Source organism: Azospirillum sp. B506 (assembly GCF_000333595.1).
In the GTDB taxonomy this organism is placed as follows: Bacteria; Pseudomonadota; Alphaproteobacteria; order Azospirillales; family Azospirillaceae; genus Azospirillum.
This window is the reverse complement of sequence record NZ_BADK01000350.1, coordinates 1-17,274: the sequence shown is the minus strand read 5'-3', so window position 1 is coordinate 17,274 and position 17,274 is coordinate 1. Positions and strand designations below refer to the sequence as shown.

The following is a 17,274-nucleotide window of genomic DNA, read 5'->3' as shown; positions in this document are numbered from 1 at the left end:
AGCCTGACGCATGCCACAGGATGGCCTTGTCTTCGACCTTCCCGCCGGGGAGAGCGCGGGTGACGAGTGCGCGCTGCTGATCCGCGAGATCCCCTACCGCGATCCGGTCGCCGCCTTCGCCCCCTGGTCCGGCCAGCCTTTTGCCACCCTCCTGCACAGCGCCGCGGAGGCCGGCGGGCGGGGCCGATGGAGCATCGTCGCCGTAGACCCGTTCCGTACCATCGAGGCCCACGGCGGCTCCGTCACCGTGGACGGCCATCCAGTAGCCGGCGATCCGTTCACCGTGCTGGAACAGCAGCTCGACGCCCACCGCCTGCCCCTTCCTCCCGATCTGCCCGTTCCGTTCGCCGGCGGAGCCGTCGGCTTCCTCGGCTATGAGTTGGGACAGGTGCTGGAACGCCTGCCGGCGCGCCATGGCGACGACACCGGCCTGCCCGACATGGCCTTCGGTCTCTATGACACCGTCATCGTCTTCGATGAGCGGGAACGGCGCGGCTGGATCCTGTCCAGCGGCTTCCCCGAGCGCAGCCCGGTCGGACGCCGCATCCGGGCCGCCCGGCGCCTGCACTCGGTCGCCGATGCGCTGGAGGCAGCGCCTGCCGACCTGCCGCCGCCCTCGCCTGCCACCGCCGTCTGGCGGCCGGAAATCGAACGCGACGAATATTGCCGCCGGGTGGAACGGGTGCTGGAGTACATTGGCGCGGGCGACATCTTCCAGGCCAACTTCACCGGGCGTTTCCTGGCCGAGCGTCCGGACGGTCTGCCGGTGTTCGATCTCTACCGCCGCCTGCTGGCGCTCAGTCCCGCCCCCTTCGCGGCCTGCCTATCCCTGCCCGGCGGCAGCGGTCTCGCCAGCGCCTCGCCGGAACGCTTCATCCGGTTGCATGCCGACGGGCGGATGGAAACCCGCCCGATCAAGGGAACCCGCCCGCGCGGCGCCACCGCAGCAGAGGACGACGCCTTGGCCCGCGAGCTTGAACACAGCATCAAGGACCGGGCCGAGAATCTGATGATCACGGACCTGCTGCGCAACGACATCGGCCGCGTGGCGCGCATCGGCAGCGTCAAGGTGCCGGTCCTTTGCGGGGTGGAGCGCTTCGCCTCCGTCCATCATCTGGTGTCGGTGATCGAAGGGCGGTTGAAGCCGGGACTGGGGCCGGTCGATCTGCTGCGCGCCACCTTTCCCGGCGGCTCCATCACGGGCGCCCCGAAGATCCGCGCCATGGAGATCATCGACGAGCTGGAATTCTCCCGGCGCGGCGCCTATTGCGGGTCGGTCGCCTGGATCGGCTTCGACGGGGCGATGGACAGCAGCATCGTCATCCGCACCCTGACCGTCACGCCCGACCGGGTCATCGCCCAGGCCGGCGGCGGCATCGTCGCCGATTCCGATCCCGGCCGCGAGCATGACGAGATGATGGTGAAGATCCGCCCGTTGCTGCGCGCCCTGGATGGCGGCTGATCAAAGCCGATCGATAAAAGGGAAGGCCCCGGCCGTCGAAACGGTCGGGGCCTTCGTGTGTTCAGAAACGGCCGGCCAGAGCCGCCGACGTCACTGGATGTCGTTCGGCTGGACGACGACCCAGTTCCGGTCGGCGAGGACCGGCAGATTCTGCGCCGCCTGGCCAGCGGCGGCCGCTTCCCACATCTGCTTGATCTGCTTCATATATTTGTCCTTGCGGTTGACCCAGACCCTGACGCCGCCATTCGCCGCGTCGGTGGAATGGAGCAGCATGTAACCATCGCTGGTCGGGGTGTCTCCCGCCACCAGCACCGGCTTCTTCCACTGGTCGATGTAGGTGAGGATCGCCGCGTGCTTGCCGGCAAACCAGGTCAGCGGCGCCCACAGATAGGTGCCGAGTTCCAGGTCCATCGTCTTGGCCCAGTCGTATTTTCCATCGGCGATCAGCTTGCGCGCCGTGGTCACCTCGCCGGTGGCGCGGTTCTTCAGCAGCATGGTGACGCCGATGACGTTCTGCGGCTTGATGTTGTAGCCGTATTTCGGATCGGACAGGACCATCCGCACCAATTCCTCGCTGGCGGCGGTCACGACATAGACCTCGATCCCGTTGGCGGTCAGGTGGTTCACCAGCTCCTGCTGGCCGGTGTAGAATTTTGGCGGACTGACCTCGACCGTCTTGACCGCGTCGCCGTCGTAATAGGTGGCGGGGATCGGCTTGCCGTCGGCCAGCATCTCGTCGATGAAGCCCTTCAACTGGGTCAGGGTGAAGCCGGAGAAGATCTGCGCCACCCAGGGATAGCACACCTGATCGTCGATCTCGCACAGCCGGTAATAATAGCTGTTCAGGCTTTCCTTGTGCCCGTTCACGTCCTTGAACGGGATGATCTTCAAGGAGGGATCCATGCTCTCGCGCGACAGCACGCCCTTGCGCTCCAGATAGGGCAGCAGGGATTCTTCAAGGTCGTAGCGGTAGAGCGTGTTGTCGGCATCGAACACCGCATAGGCACCCTTGCCGGCATTGGCGGACACCAGCGTCTTGAGGCTCGCCGCCGCTTCCGCCGGCCAATGCGCGAGCGGTTGGGCGGTGCCCGATTGGGCCATGGCCGCCATCGGGGCCATCGCGACCATGCCCGCGAGAAATGCGGACCGGAAAAGCGTCTTCATCTGCGTCCTTTCTTTCCCTGTTCAAAGACACAATTCTTCGAGATCGGAACCACTATGTTGGAGTGGTACCGACTGTTCTGGGGATAATCCCGAACTGCCTAAGATTTTTCAGTTGAGAGGCACAGTTTATGACAGTTTAATTACGCATGTCTACTGAATCTAATTTTGGTGACCTGTCGTGGATTGGCCAGAACCCGTCGCCTACACAGAAGAAATTCTTGGATTTCCTGTAAGCGGTCAGTGTGGCGAGACCGAACGGATGGTGAGGGACAGCGGGCCATCCCGGCGCGGCCAGTCCACCACGTCGCCGGCCCGCCCCCCGATCAGAGCCTCACCCAACGGCGATTGCCAGCTGATCCGACCGGCGGCAGGATCGGCCTCCTGCCCACCCACCAACGTGAAAGTCCATTGCCGCCCGTTTTCATCCTCGGCGACGATGACGGAGCCGAAGCCGGCCTCTTCCGCCGGACCGGCCGGGCGGACCACGACGGCGGCGGCCAGACGCGCGCGCAGCAGGTCGGCTCGCCGCTTGGCGCTGCTCATCGCCTGCCGGTCCTCCGGCGTATCGGAACCGCGCAATTTCGCGATGTCCGCGTCGGCCGCGGCAAGTTCCTCCTGCCAGGCGGCGACGGTTGCGGCGGACACATGCAGAGGTCCATTGATCTGCGGCAGCGGCCCCTCGGTTTCGGCGTCGCTTTCCTTGACGAAGGCGCGGCTCATCTCATTGCCCTCAACCGAGCAACGCCATCGCGGCGGCGGGCGCGCAGCTGGCGACCCAACCCTGCCCAGGGGCGTCCACCACGTCGCAGAAGTCCCGATAGGGGCGGCCAAGCCGAGCGGCCACCTCCTTCACCACGGCACGACCTACGCCGGCCCCGACCACAGGAGCCTCATCCGGAAGAGACGACTCTCCGGCCGACAACACGCGACAAGCGGCGTCGTGGATGCGGCGCAACTGGCGTTCGGTCAGGTCGCCGGCCATCGCCCGCCAGACCGCCGGATCGTAGTCGCCGGCATCGTGCCCGACCATGCGGGCCAGACGGCGCCGGCTGGCCTCGATCGTCTTCGCCCCGTTGTCTGCGGCGGGGTGCTGGTCCGCGGCCTCGTCCAGCCGGCCCAGCACACGGTAGAGGTCGGCGCTGGTGGCGAAATATTCGGCCATCATCGGCAAGCGTTCGCCCGCGACCAGGGCGGTGCGCTCCATCGCCATCACCGCCGTGCGGGTCAGTCCGGTATAGAGCAGTTCCTCAACCGCCATCCGCTCGTGATCGGTGACGCCACGCGCCACCACGGCGCCGTCGCGCACCGACACGATGTCCGTTGTGGTGCTGCCCATGTCAACCAGCAGCGCCGCCGGCAGGCGCCGGGCGACCACGGCGGCTGTCGCCATCCAGTTGGCCGAGGCCACCTCCATCACCTGTCCACGCGCCTCCCGGGGCGACAGAAGCCCGCGCCGGCCGGCATAGATTCGCAGCCGCCCCTGCGGCAGTGCCGCCGCCATCCGGTCGATCAGCGTGTGCACGCCCTGGGTGCGGTCGTCGAACAGGTCGACCAGTTCGCCGGTCATCGTCACCACATGGTCGGCGTCGGCCGGCAGCCGCTCCAGCACGGTGGCGAGGGCCGCGTCCAGTTCCGCCAGCCCTTGCCAGAGCCGGCATGGCACCTGCACCGCATCGCGCAAACGGCCATTCTCCGCCCAGGCCGCCTTCAGGTGGGCGCCGCCGATGTCCCAGCCGATCATGGACGATCCGACGATGTCAGACATGCACGCCCTCCCGGCCTGCGTCGGCCGATGCGGTGTTGAACAGAGCCAGGATATCGCCCGCCGGGTTCCAGCCCAGCACCCGCGACAGCCCGGAATAGCCGACGGACAGGCGCGGATTCACCTCCACCACCACCGGGCCATTCCCCTCTGGGCCGTCAGGCCGGTCGATGAGATCGACGGCGACATAGCCGCGCAGGCCCGGAATCGCCGCGGCAATGGCGCGGGCCAGCGGCTCCCAGGCGGCACGGCGGTGCTCCATCGCACCGACCTCCACGCCATGGAAGGAGAAGCTCCCCTCCCCGCGCTCCACCGTCTGACGGTTGCAACCGAGCAGCCGCACCCCGCCGGCGGCATCGACCAGCATCGACAGGCTGCACGCCTCCCCCTCCACCAGCGGCTGGACGATCCAGCGCCCGGCATGTGGAGGAGTCCAGGCGCCGATCTCGTCGACGATGAAGGTGTCGAGACAGCCGGCACCATCGTCCGGCTTCACCACATGGCGGGTGGCGGGCGGCGGCGGGGCGCCCAAGGGAACGGTGGGAATGGCTGCGATGCCGTGGGCGGCCAGCCGGGCCGCCGTCGCCGTCTTCGACGATGCGAGTGCGATGGCGTCGGGAGCGCAGGCGACCACCGGCCGGCCGGTGCTGCGGAACAGGGCGGCGACATGACCCAGCAGACCGTCGCTTTCCGGCGCAATCGGCCAGACCACGTCGCACAGGGCGGCGGCCGCGCGCCAGCGCGCCTCCGGTTCCTCGCCCGGCGTCACCGGGAACAGGGCGACCCGGTCGGACGGAAAGGACGGCGGGGAAAGCCGGTTGTCCCAGCACAGCGTGACGTGTATGCCATCCAGCGCGACCAGATCGCCGACGAGGGCCGCGACCATCGCGTTGGCCTCATCCATCAGGTCCGTCGGCAGCGGCCCGTTGCACAGTGCGCCGCCGGTGACATACTCGCAGACCAGAATCCGACGAAGGCTGTTCTCCATGGACATCGTTCCCGTCATCGACCTGCTGGGCGGGCAGGTGGTTCATGCCAAGCGGGGGGAGCGCGACCGCTACCGCCCCATCGAAAGCGGGCTGACCGTTGGATCGGCACCGCAGGATATCGTGGCCGCGCTGCTGGCGCTGCAACCCTTCCGCGCCTGCTATGTCGCCGATCTCGACGCGATCCGCGGGAATGGCGACCATCGTGCCACCGTGGCCGCTCTCCAGGCGCGCTGGCCGGAGGTCGCCTTCTGGGTCGATGCCGGGCTGGCGACGCCGGACGACTGCCGCCGTTGGCTCGATGCCGGCCTCGGCCATCTGGTGATCGGCAGCGAAAGCCAGACCGACGGCAAGACGCTGGAGGCGGCGCTGGCGCTGACCGGTGAGGACCGGGTGGCGCTGTCGCTGGATCTCCGGCGGGGCGAAGCGCTGGGACCGGCGGCGCTGCATGAGGATGCCGGCTGCTGGCCCGCGCGGGTGATCGCCATGACGCTGGACCGGGTCGGCTCCGGCGAGGGTCCGGACCTGGACCGCATCGTCACGCTGGCGGCCCGACGCCCGGGGGTTCGGGTGTGGGGGGCCGGCGGCGTGCGCGATGCGGCGGATCTGGACGCGCTGGCCACGCATGGCGCCGATGCCGTGCTGGTGGCCAGCGCTCTCCACGACCGGCGCCTCGACGCCGGAACGCTCGCTCGTTTCGTCTCCGATCAGGAGGCGGCGAACGGGTGAACCGCCGCGGCCATGCCGTCCAGCATTTCCTGGGCGGTCGGGCTGCCGGCGATGGCGCGCTTCAGCGCCAGCTTGGTGGCCTCATGGTTGTAGTCCTGGATCTTGCGGTCATCCTCCGCCTGCCAGTGGATGAAGACGCCGACCGAGATGAACAGGTCGTCGGCCTCGTCCGCCGGGATGGTGCCGTCCTGGACGCATTCGGCGACCGCCAGGGCGACGGCGCGCTGGGCCGGCCCGAACATCTGCACGGCCTGCTTGGCGTTCTTGATCGTCACCTTGTTGAACATGACCGTGGACGGCTTGACCATCAGGTTCGGCGCCAGCACGGCCAGCAGGCCGTTCACGCCTTCCTTCTGGTTGGTCAGGGTCTGGCAGAAGGCGGTTTCGGCGGCACTGCCGCGCGGACCGATGATGAGATCGATGTGGGCGACTTCGTTGCCGTCGCCCACCAGAGCTTCGCCGACCATAACCTTGTCGATCTTAGGCATTGCGCATCCCTTGCGATGGTTGGTTCGATCAGATTCCGCCGGTTGTTCTCCGGCGGCCACGGCCCGGCCGGCAGTTCGCCGGCCAGCCGAAGCACGAACAGGCAGGCCACCGTCAGATCGGCGGACGTGCCCGGATTGAGGCCGCGGCGCTTCAGCGCGCGGTCGAAAGCGAGGAGCCGGCGGGCCGCTCCGGCGTGACTGCCGAAAGTCGGGCCTGTGGAAAGACGCCGTTCCAGCCGGAATGCCTGATCCCGCACCCGCTCCGCCGCCGCCGCGCCATGTTTGCGGGCGATGTGGGTGTCGGGATGCAACGCCATGAATCCCAGATGGATGGCGCTCGCCGCCTCCGCGGCGCTGGCGCCGCGACGCAACGCCGACCGTCCGCGGGCCACGCCGAAGGTGAAGACGTCGGCAAAGGCGGTGGCATACTGCCGCGCGATCAGGTCGCGGTCGGCCGCAGTCGCCATCGCCGCCCGCAGGTCGATCCGCGGCGCCTCGGCGACGTCATGCTGCGGGGCCTCGCCCAGCCCGGCGGGCAGCGCCAGGCGGATCGCCGCGAAGGCGTCGGTGGCATCGGCGACGCCCAGCCCGTCGAGCACCCGCGCCAGCCGCAGCCGCAGCGGCTCGCCCTTGTCGCGGCACAGCGCCGCGCCGGCCAGCGGCGCCAGCAGCAGGACGATGCCGAGATTGGTGTTGCAGCCGGCAACGCCCTGCGTCGCCTCGACGGCGCGCAGGATCGCCTCCCCCACCCTGCGGCCCGGCGTGGCGAGGATCGGAGCGATGGCGGCTGCACTGTCCAGGAACTGCGCCACGGTCATCCCGTGGCCTTCGGCATGGATGTGGACGTTGCCGGGCTTCAGCGCCATCAGCTCAAGCCGGCATGCGGTGAACACCGCCTCCTCCACCAGGGTCCGGCAATGGCGACCCGGCGTCGGCAGCAGGGCGCTCATCCCGCCCTCCGGGCGTCCGCCGACACCGGCGGGGTCGACGCCAGACGGGCCAGAACCAGATCGGCCAGCGCCTGCGCCACATCCACGGGCGTCACCGCCTGAAGGCCACGCCATGCCGGCATGCTGTTGACCTCCAGCACCAGGAAGCGGCCATCGGGCGCACGGATGACATCCACCCCGGCATAATCGGCCCCCACGGCGGCGGCGGCGGCCACGGCCAGGTCTCCAAGCACGCCGACCGGATTGGCCGGATGACAGCGTGCGCCCTGCTTCACATTGGTGATCCAGTGGTCGCCCTGGCGGACCATCGCGGAGAGCGGACGCCCATCGACCACGAAGACGCGCCAGTCGAACCAACCGCCATCCGCAGCGCCGACATAATCCTGCAGGTGATAGACGCCGGAGACCTCATCCGGTACCGGCAGTTCCATGCCGGGATCGAGCCGTCGCAGCCCCTTGCCCTGCGACCCGAACAGCGGCTTCAGCACCGCGGCCCGGCCCTCGGCATGAAGGGCGGCCAGGATGGCGGACGCCTGGACGGGATCGGCGACGGTCCAGGTGCGCGGGGTCGGCACGCGAGCGGCCGCCAGCCGGAAGGCAGTGGCGCTCTTGTCGACGCAGCGCTCGATCGAGGCCGGATTGTTGGCCACCGGCACCCCGCGATGGGCCAGCGCATGCAGCATGCCGAGCCGCAGCGTCACCTGCTCGAAGCTGCCGGCGGAAATGGTGCGGACCAGGCAGGCGTCGGGCAGTCCGCCGTCGAAGCCCGGAATCATCGGCCCGTCCGGACCGAAACCGCAGGCGCCCAGCGGCACCGGGACGGCCTCCGCGCCGCGGCGGGCAAAGGCGGCGCTCAGCCGACGGGTGTGCCAGTCGGCGCCGTCCACGAAGATGGCGATTCGGGTCCGCCCCATGGCCAGGCCTCCTAGCCGCCGATGCCGAAGGAGCGGTCGAGCAGAGCCGGAGCCAGCGTCCCGGCGCTGAAGCTCCGGCCGCTCTCGAAGGCGGTGACGATCACGCGGGCCGGGCTGAACAGCATCGGATCGATCTTGAAGAAGTCGTAGCCGCTCGCCGCGAACAGGTCGGCGAAGGGGCGGCCGTAGTCGGTGGAGGCCGAGCTGGGCAGGCGGGCCGCCAGATCGGCCGCGTCGTCGTCCGGCCCGTCGACCAGCAGATGGACGCTGCCGCCGAACAGGATGGCGTCGTTGGTCCGCCCCATCGCCTGGACGAAATCCCGGCCCGGCGGTGGCAGCGGGGCACAGCCGACGCCGTCGCGCACCCGCTCCAATGGGAAATGCAGGGCATGCAGCTTGTGCAGTCCCACCTCCAGCACCCGCGCGACGACCTGGACGATGCCGGCCGGGCTGCGGGTCGGCGTCAGGATCAGGGTCACGCGCTCTATCGGCACGCCGCAATCGCGCGCCACCTTCTCCACCACCGATGCCGGTGGCCGCTTGTCCGTCTCCAGCACCAGCACGGCACGGTCGGCCATGTCGCGATAGCCGAGTTCGGCGAACAGCGGCTCCTTCAGCGCCAGGGCGCGGCCGGGGCCGGAACCGAGGGCCGAGAATTTCTCGCCGGACAGGCTCCAGCCGGCATATTGGCTGCCCAGGCAGGCCAGGACCGGATCGGCCGCGCCCACCGTCACCTGCGCCGGCCAATGGGCGAAGGGGGAATCCATGGCGATGCGCACGCTGCCGGCGCCGCCCATGCAGATCTCGGCGATGCGGCGTCCGGCCTCCAGGCTGCCGGGCCGGTCGATGCCGGCGTCGATCACGGTACAGCCGGCCGGATGCTGCTCCACCCCGATCCGCAGCAGGGCGGCATCCGCCACCAGCGCATGGACCAGCGGGGCGGCGAGCCGGTTAACACTGAAGGGAAGGGAAGACATCGGTGGTTCTCTCCAAAAGGCAGGCCCGCGGTGCGCAGTCCGCGACGATGCGTTCGATGCGACGGGACAGGCGGCGGCGCGCCTCCTCCTCGTCCCCGCCCCAGGCGGTGACGCTGCACAGCGCCTGCCCTGCCTCGATGGTGCTGCCCGCCCTGGGCAAGTCGGCGCACCAGGGTGCCCAGGTGCGTTTGTCCGACACCGTCAGCGCGGCGGCGGCGTAGGCGACCGCCCCGGCGATGACGCCCGGCCGCGGCGCCCCCAGTTTCCAGTCGCGTCCGGCGGAGGCGTCGAGATGGGCACGCATCACCCCGCCCTGCCGGTGGCGTTCGAGCAGGTCGAGCGTGGCACCCGGACGCGGGTTGACCTCCAGCACCGTGATGCCCGTACCGTCGACCAGCAGATCCAGGCTGTTCAGCCCGACCAGACCGAACGCCCTGGCGATGCGGCGCACCGCCTCCGCCAGCCGGTCGATCAGCGACGGCTGTAGCGCCACCGGCAGCACCGCCCCGCCATAGCGGAAGGGCGAACCCGGCGTCGGATCGGCCCATTGCCGGCTGATCGCCACCAGCTCGCACCGGCCGGATCGGTCGGCGATGAAGGCGACGGAGGTTGGCCGGCCAACCGCCCGCCGTTGCAGGTAATGCCCGCCCGGCAGCGGACCGCCGTCCCACGGCGCGATGTGCCACCCCCCGGCCGCCCCGGTGCGCTTGACCAGCCACGTCTCCGGCGCAACACAAAGGGGAGCTTCGGTCCGCGTGTCCGGATGCGAGATGCCCAGAGCCTCCAGCCCCAGCGTCGCCAGCCGCGCGGCGAAACAGGCCGGATCCTTGACCGCCCGCACCACCTCCGGCCGGTTGCCGAGCAGACGGTAGGGACCCGCCTGCATCAGGGCGGCCAGCAGATCGGGCGCCTGCTCGAACCCCGATCCGACGACCAATGCGCTGCCCGGAGAAGCCAGGTCCCGAGCGGCGGCGATCAGCGCCTTCCCATCGAAGCCGACGAGGGGATCGCCCGGCACGCGGCTTGCGGGCGCCGGCAGATCGGCATCGCCGAACTGGTCCAGCGTCGCCACAACGGCGCCGGTACGCGCCACCGCCTGGGCGATGGCCCGGCCCGACAGGGCGGCGACCAGGATCACGCCGCTTTCCGGCATTGGGCGCGGGCCAGGGCGAAGGCGTCGTCGAACGCCAGATAAACCGGCCTCACCGCCTCGCGCATCGCCTTGAACAGGCCATGCTGGGTCTTGAACTTCACGTTCCCGATGGCGAGCGCACCGATGCCGACCGCGTGGGTCCCCTCGATGGGCACACCGTCGCTGAAGGCGTCCACCCCCTCCACGCCGGCCGGCGGCACGGCATTGACGTCGGCCACCACCCGCACCGAACCCGCGGCGGCGATCTGCGCGCGGCTCAGCACCTGCACGCCGGCGCGGGCGACCGCCAGCACCACATCGGTCTCCGCCAGGATGGTGCCCTTGTGCGCGTCCGTCGAGCCGTCCACCGCACCCAGAGTTACGCCGAACCGCTGAAGGTAGGAGGCCGCACGCTCGGCAACGGATGCAGCACCGTCATGGCCGACCAGCTGCACCGACGCTCCGGCGCGCGCCGCCAGCACCGCCGCGACACCGCCCACCGGCCCCTTGCCGCCGAACACCGCGATCCGCGCCCCGGCCAGGCCCATCCCGGCCCTCTCAAGCTGGGCCTCGACCTTCGCGATCATCGCCGCGGCGGTGGTGTAGGCGCCCGACGGGTCGGCGAAGACGGAAATTTCAAACGGCGGCACCATGGCCCGGCGGGCCGCCTCCAGCATGTCCAGCGCCTTCAGGATGTCGCGGCCGGCGATGAACAGGCCGGTCCGCTTGGCATCGCCCGGCGCACGCGAAAAGATCATGTCCTGGACAAGACCCGGAACTTCACCAGTCTCGACATTGGTGTACGGCACCACAACGCCATAACCGGCATCGCACGCCATATTGATATCAAATGGACTGACCGCTTTTACCGGAGTAATAGCGTGAATAATGTAGGGCTTTTCCATGAAACGAAGTCCTTGGTTCGCTTCACGGCACTGTCTTTCACTTAATGGCTTCACGCTGTCTTTTTTGCGACTGTTTCATATCCGGCAGCGACTGCGCTGTGCTCGACGAAAGGCTCCACCACCGCGCCACGGTTACGCCCCCGGCAGACGAGGACGCGCAGATTGGCCCGCGTCCGCCAGCGTGCGCGCGCGCCCTCCGCGGCGCGCTCCGCCGATCCTGCATCGCCAAAGATGGCGAATCCGGTCGGCCCCCAGGAACTCTGCCCCACGCCCGTCGCTCCCACCGACGGCAGCCAGCGCAGCACCTCGGCCACGTCCGGACTGCTGAAACGGCCGCCCTGGGCCGGGGCGAAATGGTCGCCGACCACGCTCTGCAGTTCCGTCACCGCGGTACCGAACCGGACCGCATCGCCTTCCGCCAGCGCAGGCAACCCGACCATCAGCGCCAGCCGGCACAGATAGGCGGCCTTGTCCGCAGGAAAGGGCGGCAGATCGCGGAAGGCGACCGTTTCGGCCGTTCCCGACAGGCCACGGTTGGCGTCGTCGAACACCAGCAGCACTCTCCATGCCTCCGGTAGAGCCATGCGGCTGATGACCGGCGGCGGCTCGTCGAGCGCACCCTTGCCGCCATCCAGGATCACGCCGCCCTGCTCAAAGGCTCCGACCCCGATGCCCGACCGCGCCCCGCGATCCAGCAGGCTGGCGACCCGGCGCGGCGGCAGCGGCCGGCCGGTCAACGCGGACAGGGCCGCCCCGACGGCCAGCGCCAGCTGTGTGCCCGACCCAAGCCCGGAATGGGAGGGAATCGTCCGGCCGAGGCGCAGGGAAAAGCGGTTCTCCAGGTCCAGCGCATCGCACAGCCGGTCAAGATACCCCCGCGCCCGGCAGGCAGGCCGATCCGCCGTATCATTGGCCGCCTCGCCCCGCTCCAGCGTCAACTCCGTTCCCAGCCCGTCGAGCGTCAGGCCCAGGCTGCCGAAGCGCCGGCCCAACCCGCCCTCCATGTCGAGGAACCCGAGATGCAGCCGTGCGGGCACCTCCACCCGCACCGCTTCGACCGTCCTGTGCTGTTCGCCGCAAATCATGGCCTACCTGTCGCAAAAGCCAAGGCGACCAGCCGCCTTTTGAACATAATAAAATCGACGGCAGCAAAATCAATGGGAACTTCAATAAAAACGGATTATTCAGTATATGATGAAACAAAAAAGAGACCGCCGAATGCTTGTTCCTATTAGGAAATGAGACGCATTTTCGCGCGTTATTTTTTAAATACTTCCTACTATCGACATCACCTATGGGGTCTGGGACATGGACTACGAGCCCGGTGGGACCGATCTCCCATCGCCGATGAGCGATGTCGTTTGCCCATTCTGTGCAATGGCCTGCGACGACCTCACGGTCGCACGCGACCGGACCGGCCAGATCAGGGTGACCGCCAACGGCTGTGCACGGGCGCGCACCCTGTTCGCGCTTCCGGCGTTGTCGGCCCACTGCTTCGTAAAGGGCCGGGCCGTACCGCTCGACGAGGCGCTGGACGCGGCGGCGGCAGTGCTGCGGGCCGCCACCTCGCCGGCCGTCGGGGGACTGGCCGCCGACACCGAGGGAATCTCCGCCGCGCTGGCACTGGCGGAACGGCTGGGGGCGGTGGTCGACCACGCGGCGTCCGACAGCCTGTTCCACGGCCTGCGCGCCCTCCAGGTGAGCGGTGCGATGACCGCCACCTTCGGCGAGCTGCGCAACCGCGCCGATCTGTTCGTGCTGTTCGGGGCAGAGTTCGACCGCCATGCGCCCCGCCTGTTCGAGCGCATCGTCCATCCGCCGGCCGCCCTGTTCCGCGATGCCGGCGCCGCGCGCGGCTTTCTCATCGGTCCCGGTCATGGGCCGGTGCCGGAAGGCTTCGAGCGCCTGACCGCCGACCTGACCCACGCCCCCGCCATCGCCGCCGCCCTGGCACAGCTGATGGCTGGCGAAACCCCGCGTGGACACCGGGTGGGCGGTATCGCGATGGAGGATCTCGCCCGTGTCGGCACCGCGTTGCTCGAGGCACGCTTCGGCGTCGTCGGCTGGATCGCCGCCACTCTCGATCCGGCGGACGGCGATATCGCCATCGAAGCCTTCAACCGGCTGGTCGTGAGCGCCAATGTCTCCACCCGCTGTGCCGGACTGCCGTTGGGCGGCAAGGGCAACGCGCTGGGCGCCAATTACGTCTGCGCCTGGCAGTATGGCGTGCCGTTGCGCTCCCGCCTGGGAGCCGGCCCGCCGGAGCACGATCCTTTGCGCTACCGGCTGAAAGGCCTGCTGGCCGGGGGCGGGATCGACGCGCTTGTCTGGCTGTCGGCCCTGAACGGCGCGGAACTGCCGGACACCCGCACACCGATGGTCGTGCTCGCCCGCCCTGGACAACCCCTGCCCTATGACCCGGAGGTGCTGATTCCGGTCGCCATCCCCGGCCTCGACCATGCCGGCAGCATCCACCGCGGCGACGGTGTCGCCGCCCTACCCCTGCGCCGCCTGCGATCGGTCACTTTGCCGACGGCAGCGTCGGTGCTGAACGCCCTGCTCGACCGGCTTCCCACCCCACCTCTTCCCGTCGCGATCCGGGAGACAGCGCATGTCTGACGCCTACACCCTGCTGCGCGGCGGCCGTGTCTGCGATCCCGCCATGGGCGCGGACGACGGACTGCGCGATCTGTATCTGAAGGACGGCCGCATCGCCGCCCCGCCTCCGGAGGGTGCCCGCATCGGCGAGGTGATCGACCTGGGCGGCCGCATCGTCATGGCCGGCGCCATCGACATCCACAGCCACATCGGCGGCGGCAAGGTGAACCTCGCCCGCCTGCTGCTGCCGGAGGAGCATCGCGAGCACGGCAGCGGCCCGGACGGCCTGCGCCGGTCGGGCAGCGGCCTGTTCACCCCGTCCAGCTTCGTCACCGGCTACCGCTACACCGAAATGGGCTACACGGCGGCGTTCGAGCCGGCGATGCTGCCGTCCAACGCACGCCACACGCATCTTGAGCTGGCCGACGTCCCGATCATCGACAAGGGCTGCTATGCCGTCCTCGGCAACGACGATTTCCTGCTGGAACGGCTGGCCGCCGGGGCGACCCAGTCGGAGGTCAACGACTATGTCGCCTGGATCCTGCACGCCACCCAGGCGGTCGGCGTCAAGGTGGTGAATCCCGGCGGCATCAGCGCCTTCAAATTCAACCAGCGCCGCCTGGAGCTGGACGAGGCGCATCCCCATTACGGCATCACGCCGCGCCGCATCCTGATCACGCTGGCCACCGCGCTGTCGGACCTGGGGGTGCCGCATCCGCTGCACATCCATTGCAACAATCTGGGCATCCCCGGCAACGAATCTGTGACGCGCGATACCATCGCCGCGCTGGACGGCCTGCCCGCCCACCTGACGCACCTGCAATTCCACAGCTACGGGACCGAGGGCGACCGCCGTTTCTCCTCAGCCGCCGCCGAGATCGCGGAAGCGGTGAACCGCAGCCCGAACATCTCGGTCGATGTCGGCCAGATCGTCTTCGGCCAGACCATCACCGCGTCGGCCGACATCATGTCGCAGTTCCGCAACAGCGGTCTCGCCAGCCCGCGCAAATGGGTGTGCACCGACATCGAATGCGACGGCGGCTGCGGATTGGTGCCGTTCCGCTACCGCGACAAGGCTTTCGTCAATGCCCTGCAATGGGCCATCGGGCTGGAGCTGTTCCTGCTGATCGAGGATCCCTGGCGGGTCTATCTGACCACCGACCATCCGAATGGCGGCCCCTTCACCAGCTATCCGCACCTGATCCGGCTGCTGATGGACCGCAGCTTCCGCAACGAGCAGCTGGCGCGGATCAACCCCGACGTGGCAGCGCACAGCCGGCTCGGCTCCATCGACCGCGAATACAGCCTGAAGGAGATCGCCATCATGACCCGCGCCGGCCCCGCCCGCGTGCTGGGGTTGCGCGACCGCGGCCATCTGCGCCCCGGCGCCGTGGCCGACGTGGTCGTGTATGACGACCTCCCCGACCGCGAGGCGATGTTCGCGGCACCTGCGTGGGTGTTCAAGAACGGCCGGCCGGTGGCGCGCAGCGGCGAACTGACCGCCACCGGCTGGGGCGACACCATCGTCGTCCGGCCGGCGTTCGATTCCGCCATCGAACGGCGGCTGAAGCCCTGGTTCGAGGATCACCAGACCGTGCGGCTCGGCAACTTCCGCATCGCGGACGGCGAGATCCTCGACCGCGGCCGCGGCGGCCTGTCCATCGTCCCGACCCTGACGGCGTCCGACTCATGCTTCTGAACGGCATCCTTATCGAGAACAGCTATGCCGAGGCCTTCGACATGAAGGCGACCCGGCTGATCGTGACCGCCGATACGCTGGCCTGGGCCCGCCATGCCGGCACGGCGGCGACCGGCTTCGCCACCTCGGTCATCGCCTGCGGCTGCGAAGCCGGGATCGAACGAGAGCTGACGCCGGAGGAGACGCCGGACGGGCGCCCCGGCGTCGCCCTGCTGTTCTTCGCCACGGGGCGCAGCGTGCTGGGCAAGCAGGTCGAGACCCGGCTCGGCCAATGCATCCTGACCTGCCCAGGCACCGCCTGCTTCGCCGGCGTGCCGCGCGGAACGAAGGAGGACCGGATCCCGATGGGACAGAAGCTGCGTTATTTCGGCGACGGCCAACAGATGTCGAAGCTGCTGGGCGGGCGCCGCTATTGGCGCATCCCGGTGATGGACGGCGAGTTCCTGTGCGAGGAAACGAGCTGGAGCGTTCCGGCGGTCGGCGGCGGCAACCTGCTGATCCTCGCCGATGCCCGGATGGCGGCGCTGGAGGCGGCGGAAGCGGCGGCGGACGCCATGCGCGCCGTGCCCAACGTGGTGCTGCCCTTCCCCGGCGGGGTCGTCCGTTCCGGCTCCAAGGTGGGGGCGAAGTACAAGGGAATGCCGGCCTCCACCAACGACGCCTATTGCCCGACCCTGCGCGGCCTGCCCCGGTCCCGCCTGCCGGCAGAGGTTGAATCGGTGCTGGAGATCGTCATCGACGGGCTGACCGCCGCCGATGTCGCCGCCGCCATGACCGCCGGGCTGAAATGCCTGATCGGGCGCGGCCGCGGCTCCGGCATCTGCGGCGTCACCGCCGGCAATTACGGCGGCAAGCTGGGCCGCCACCATTTCCACCTTCACGAGCTGCTGCCATGAGCGTGCTGAGCTTCCGTCTGAAAGGGCCGCTGACCGGCCGCATCGACGCCTCTCCCCTGTCGCCGCACCGGCTGGCGGGGCTGGGCCTGGCGGAAATCGCCGTCCTGCCGCTGCGGTTCGGCCGGAGTCAGGTCGCTGTCGGCGACCTGTTCGATCTGGCGGGCGATCCGGGCGAGGTCATCGAGATCGAGGGAGACGGGCGGCTCGACTTCATCGGAGCGGGGATGACCGGCGGCACCATCCGGGTCGCCGGTCCGGCCGGCCATCGCGCCGGCACCGGCATGAGCGGGGGCGCCCTGCTGGTGGAGGGGGCGGTCGGATCGGCGGCCGGGGCCGCCATGCGTGGCGGGGTGCTGTCCATCGGCGGCGATGCCGGCGATGGGCTGGGCGGCGCCCTGCCCGGCGAGCGAGCGGGGATGACCGGCGGTCGGATCCTCGTCCAGGGCAGATGTGGCGACCGCGTCGGCGAGCGCATGCGGCGCGGGCTGATCGCCGTCGGCGGCGATGTCGGCGCCTACGCCGCCCTGCACATGACCGCCGGCAGCCTGCTGGTCGGCGGCACCCCCGGCGCGGCACCGGGCCATGGCATGCGCAACGGGACCATCCGTCCGC

At 69.4% G+C, this 17,274-nt stretch carries 17 protein-coding genes; 6 read left to right on the top strand and 11 right to left on the bottom strand.

Going from position 1 to position 17,274, the window contains the following annotated elements:
• Positions 1–10: 10 nt before the first annotated feature.
• A complete protein-coding gene (gene pabB / locus I71_RS10805; RefSeq protein WP_042694791.1) occupies positions 11–1,462 on the top strand; it encodes an aminodeoxychorismate synthase component I in 1,452 nt (483 codons plus the stop codon).
• 90 nt (positions 1,463–1,552) lie between these two features.
• On the opposite strand, the gene I71_RS10800 is transcribed toward pabB, so the two are convergent.
• The 4 genes from I71_RS10800 to I71_RS10785 all read right to left on the bottom strand — a co-directional run bounded on the left by I71_RS10800 (position 1,553) and on the right by I71_RS10785 (position 5,376).
• The gene (locus tag I71_RS10800; protein ID WP_042694788.1) at positions 1,553–2,626 is read right to left on the bottom strand and encodes an HAD family hydrolase; all 1,074 of its coding nucleotides are present in this window, start codon (positions 2,624–2,626) and stop codon (positions 1,553–1,555) included.
• Between the two features lie 237 nt (positions 2,627–2,863).
• Positions 2,864–3,346 (bottom strand): GreA/GreB family elongation factor, encoded by a 483-nt coding sequence (locus I71_RS10795; RefSeq protein WP_049976035.1) that lies wholly within the window; start codon positions 3,344–3,346, stop codon positions 2,864–2,866.
• Positions 3,347–3,356: 10 nt separating this feature from the next.
• Positions 3,357–4,391 (bottom strand): hydantoinase/oxoprolinase family protein, encoded by a 1,035-nt coding sequence (locus I71_RS10790; protein WP_042694787.1) that lies wholly within the window; start codon positions 4,389–4,391, stop codon positions 3,357–3,359.
• The gene (locus I71_RS10785; RefSeq protein ID WP_049976034.1) at positions 4,384–5,376 is read right to left on the bottom strand and encodes an ATP-grasp domain-containing protein; all 993 of its coding nucleotides are present in this window, start codon (positions 5,374–5,376) and stop codon (positions 4,384–4,386) included. Before I71_RS10785 ends, I71_RS10790 begins: the two co-directional genes overlap by 8 nt.
• On the opposite strand from I71_RS10785, the gene I71_RS10780 reads away from it, so the two are divergent.
• A complete protein-coding gene (locus I71_RS10780; RefSeq protein ID WP_042694785.1) occupies positions 5,375–6,103 on the top strand; it encodes a HisA/HisF-related TIM barrel protein in 729 nt (242 codons plus the stop codon). The genes I71_RS10785 and I71_RS10780 overlap by 2 nt on opposite strands.
• Here I71_RS10780 and fae read toward each other — a convergent pair.
• Genes fae through I71_RS10745 form a run of 7 tightly spaced genes read right to left on the bottom strand, consistent with a single transcriptional unit; the run spans position 6,082 to position 12,554 of the window.
• Positions 6,082–6,570, bottom strand: coding sequence for a formaldehyde-activating enzyme (fae, locus tag I71_RS10775; RefSeq protein ID WP_244433755.1), 489 nt, complete (start codon positions 6,568–6,570; stop codon positions 6,082–6,084). The two genes, I71_RS10780 and fae, sit on opposite strands and share 22 nt — an antisense overlap.
• Positions 6,465–7,541, bottom strand: a complete 1,077-nt coding sequence (locus I71_RS39640) for a triphosphoribosyl-dephospho-CoA synthase (RefSeq protein WP_244433754.1) — start codon at positions 7,539–7,541, stop codon at positions 6,465–6,467. Before I71_RS39640 ends, fae begins: the two co-directional genes overlap by 106 nt.
• Positions 7,538–8,455: a RimK family alpha-L-glutamate ligase gene (locus I71_RS10765; RefSeq protein ID WP_042694780.1), complete on the bottom strand. Its 918-nt coding sequence runs from the start codon at positions 8,453–8,455 to the stop codon at positions 7,538–7,540. The genes I71_RS39640 and I71_RS10765 overlap by 4 nt, the downstream gene beginning before the upstream one ends.
• Positions 8,456–8,466: 11 nt before the next feature.
• Entirely contained in the window at positions 8,467–9,432 is a 966-nt protein-coding gene (gene mch, locus I71_RS10760) for a methenyltetrahydromethanopterin cyclohydrolase (protein ID WP_042694779.1), read from the bottom strand.
• A complete protein-coding gene (locus tag I71_RS10755) occupies positions 9,407–10,570 on the bottom strand; it encodes an ATP-grasp domain-containing protein (protein ID WP_244433753.1) in 1,164 nt (387 codons plus the stop codon). Before I71_RS10755 ends, mch begins: the two co-directional genes overlap by 26 nt.
• Positions 10,567–11,469: an NAD(P)-dependent methylenetetrahydromethanopterin dehydrogenase gene (locus I71_RS10750; RefSeq protein WP_042694777.1), complete on the bottom strand. Its 903-nt coding sequence runs from the start codon at positions 11,467–11,469 to the stop codon at positions 10,567–10,569. Before I71_RS10750 ends, I71_RS10755 begins: the two co-directional genes overlap by 4 nt.
• A 50-nt stretch (positions 11,470–11,519) precedes the next feature.
• Positions 11,520–12,554 (bottom strand): beta-ribofuranosylaminobenzene 5'-phosphate synthase family protein, encoded by a 1,035-nt coding sequence (locus I71_RS10745; RefSeq protein WP_042694775.1) that lies wholly within the window; start codon positions 12,552–12,554, stop codon positions 11,520–11,522.
• Between the two features lie 223 nt (positions 12,555–12,777).
• On the opposite strand from I71_RS10745, the gene I71_RS10740 reads away from it, so the two are divergent.
• From I71_RS10740 to I71_RS10725, 4 genes are all read left to right on the top strand, one after another.
• Positions 12,778–14,088: a formylmethanofuran dehydrogenase gene (locus tag I71_RS10740; RefSeq protein WP_083897090.1), complete on the top strand. Its 1,311-nt coding sequence runs from the start codon at positions 12,778–12,780 to the stop codon at positions 14,086–14,088.
• Complete coding sequence (locus I71_RS10735) at positions 14,081–15,766, top strand: formylmethanofuran dehydrogenase subunit A (protein ID WP_042694771.1); 1,686 nt, start codon at positions 14,081–14,083, stop codon at positions 15,764–15,766. Before I71_RS10740 ends, I71_RS10735 begins: the two co-directional genes overlap by 8 nt.
• Positions 15,757–16,662, top strand: a complete 906-nt coding sequence (fhcD, locus tag I71_RS10730; RefSeq protein WP_042694769.1) for a formylmethanofuran--tetrahydromethanopterin N-formyltransferase — start codon at positions 15,757–15,759, stop codon at positions 16,660–16,662. Before I71_RS10735 ends, fhcD begins: the two co-directional genes overlap by 10 nt.
• On the top strand, positions 16,659–17,274 hold a 616-nt coding region (locus I71_RS10725), incomplete at its 3' end, for a formylmethanofuran dehydrogenase subunit C (RefSeq protein WP_042694767.1). The genes fhcD and I71_RS10725, both read left to right, overlap by 4 nt.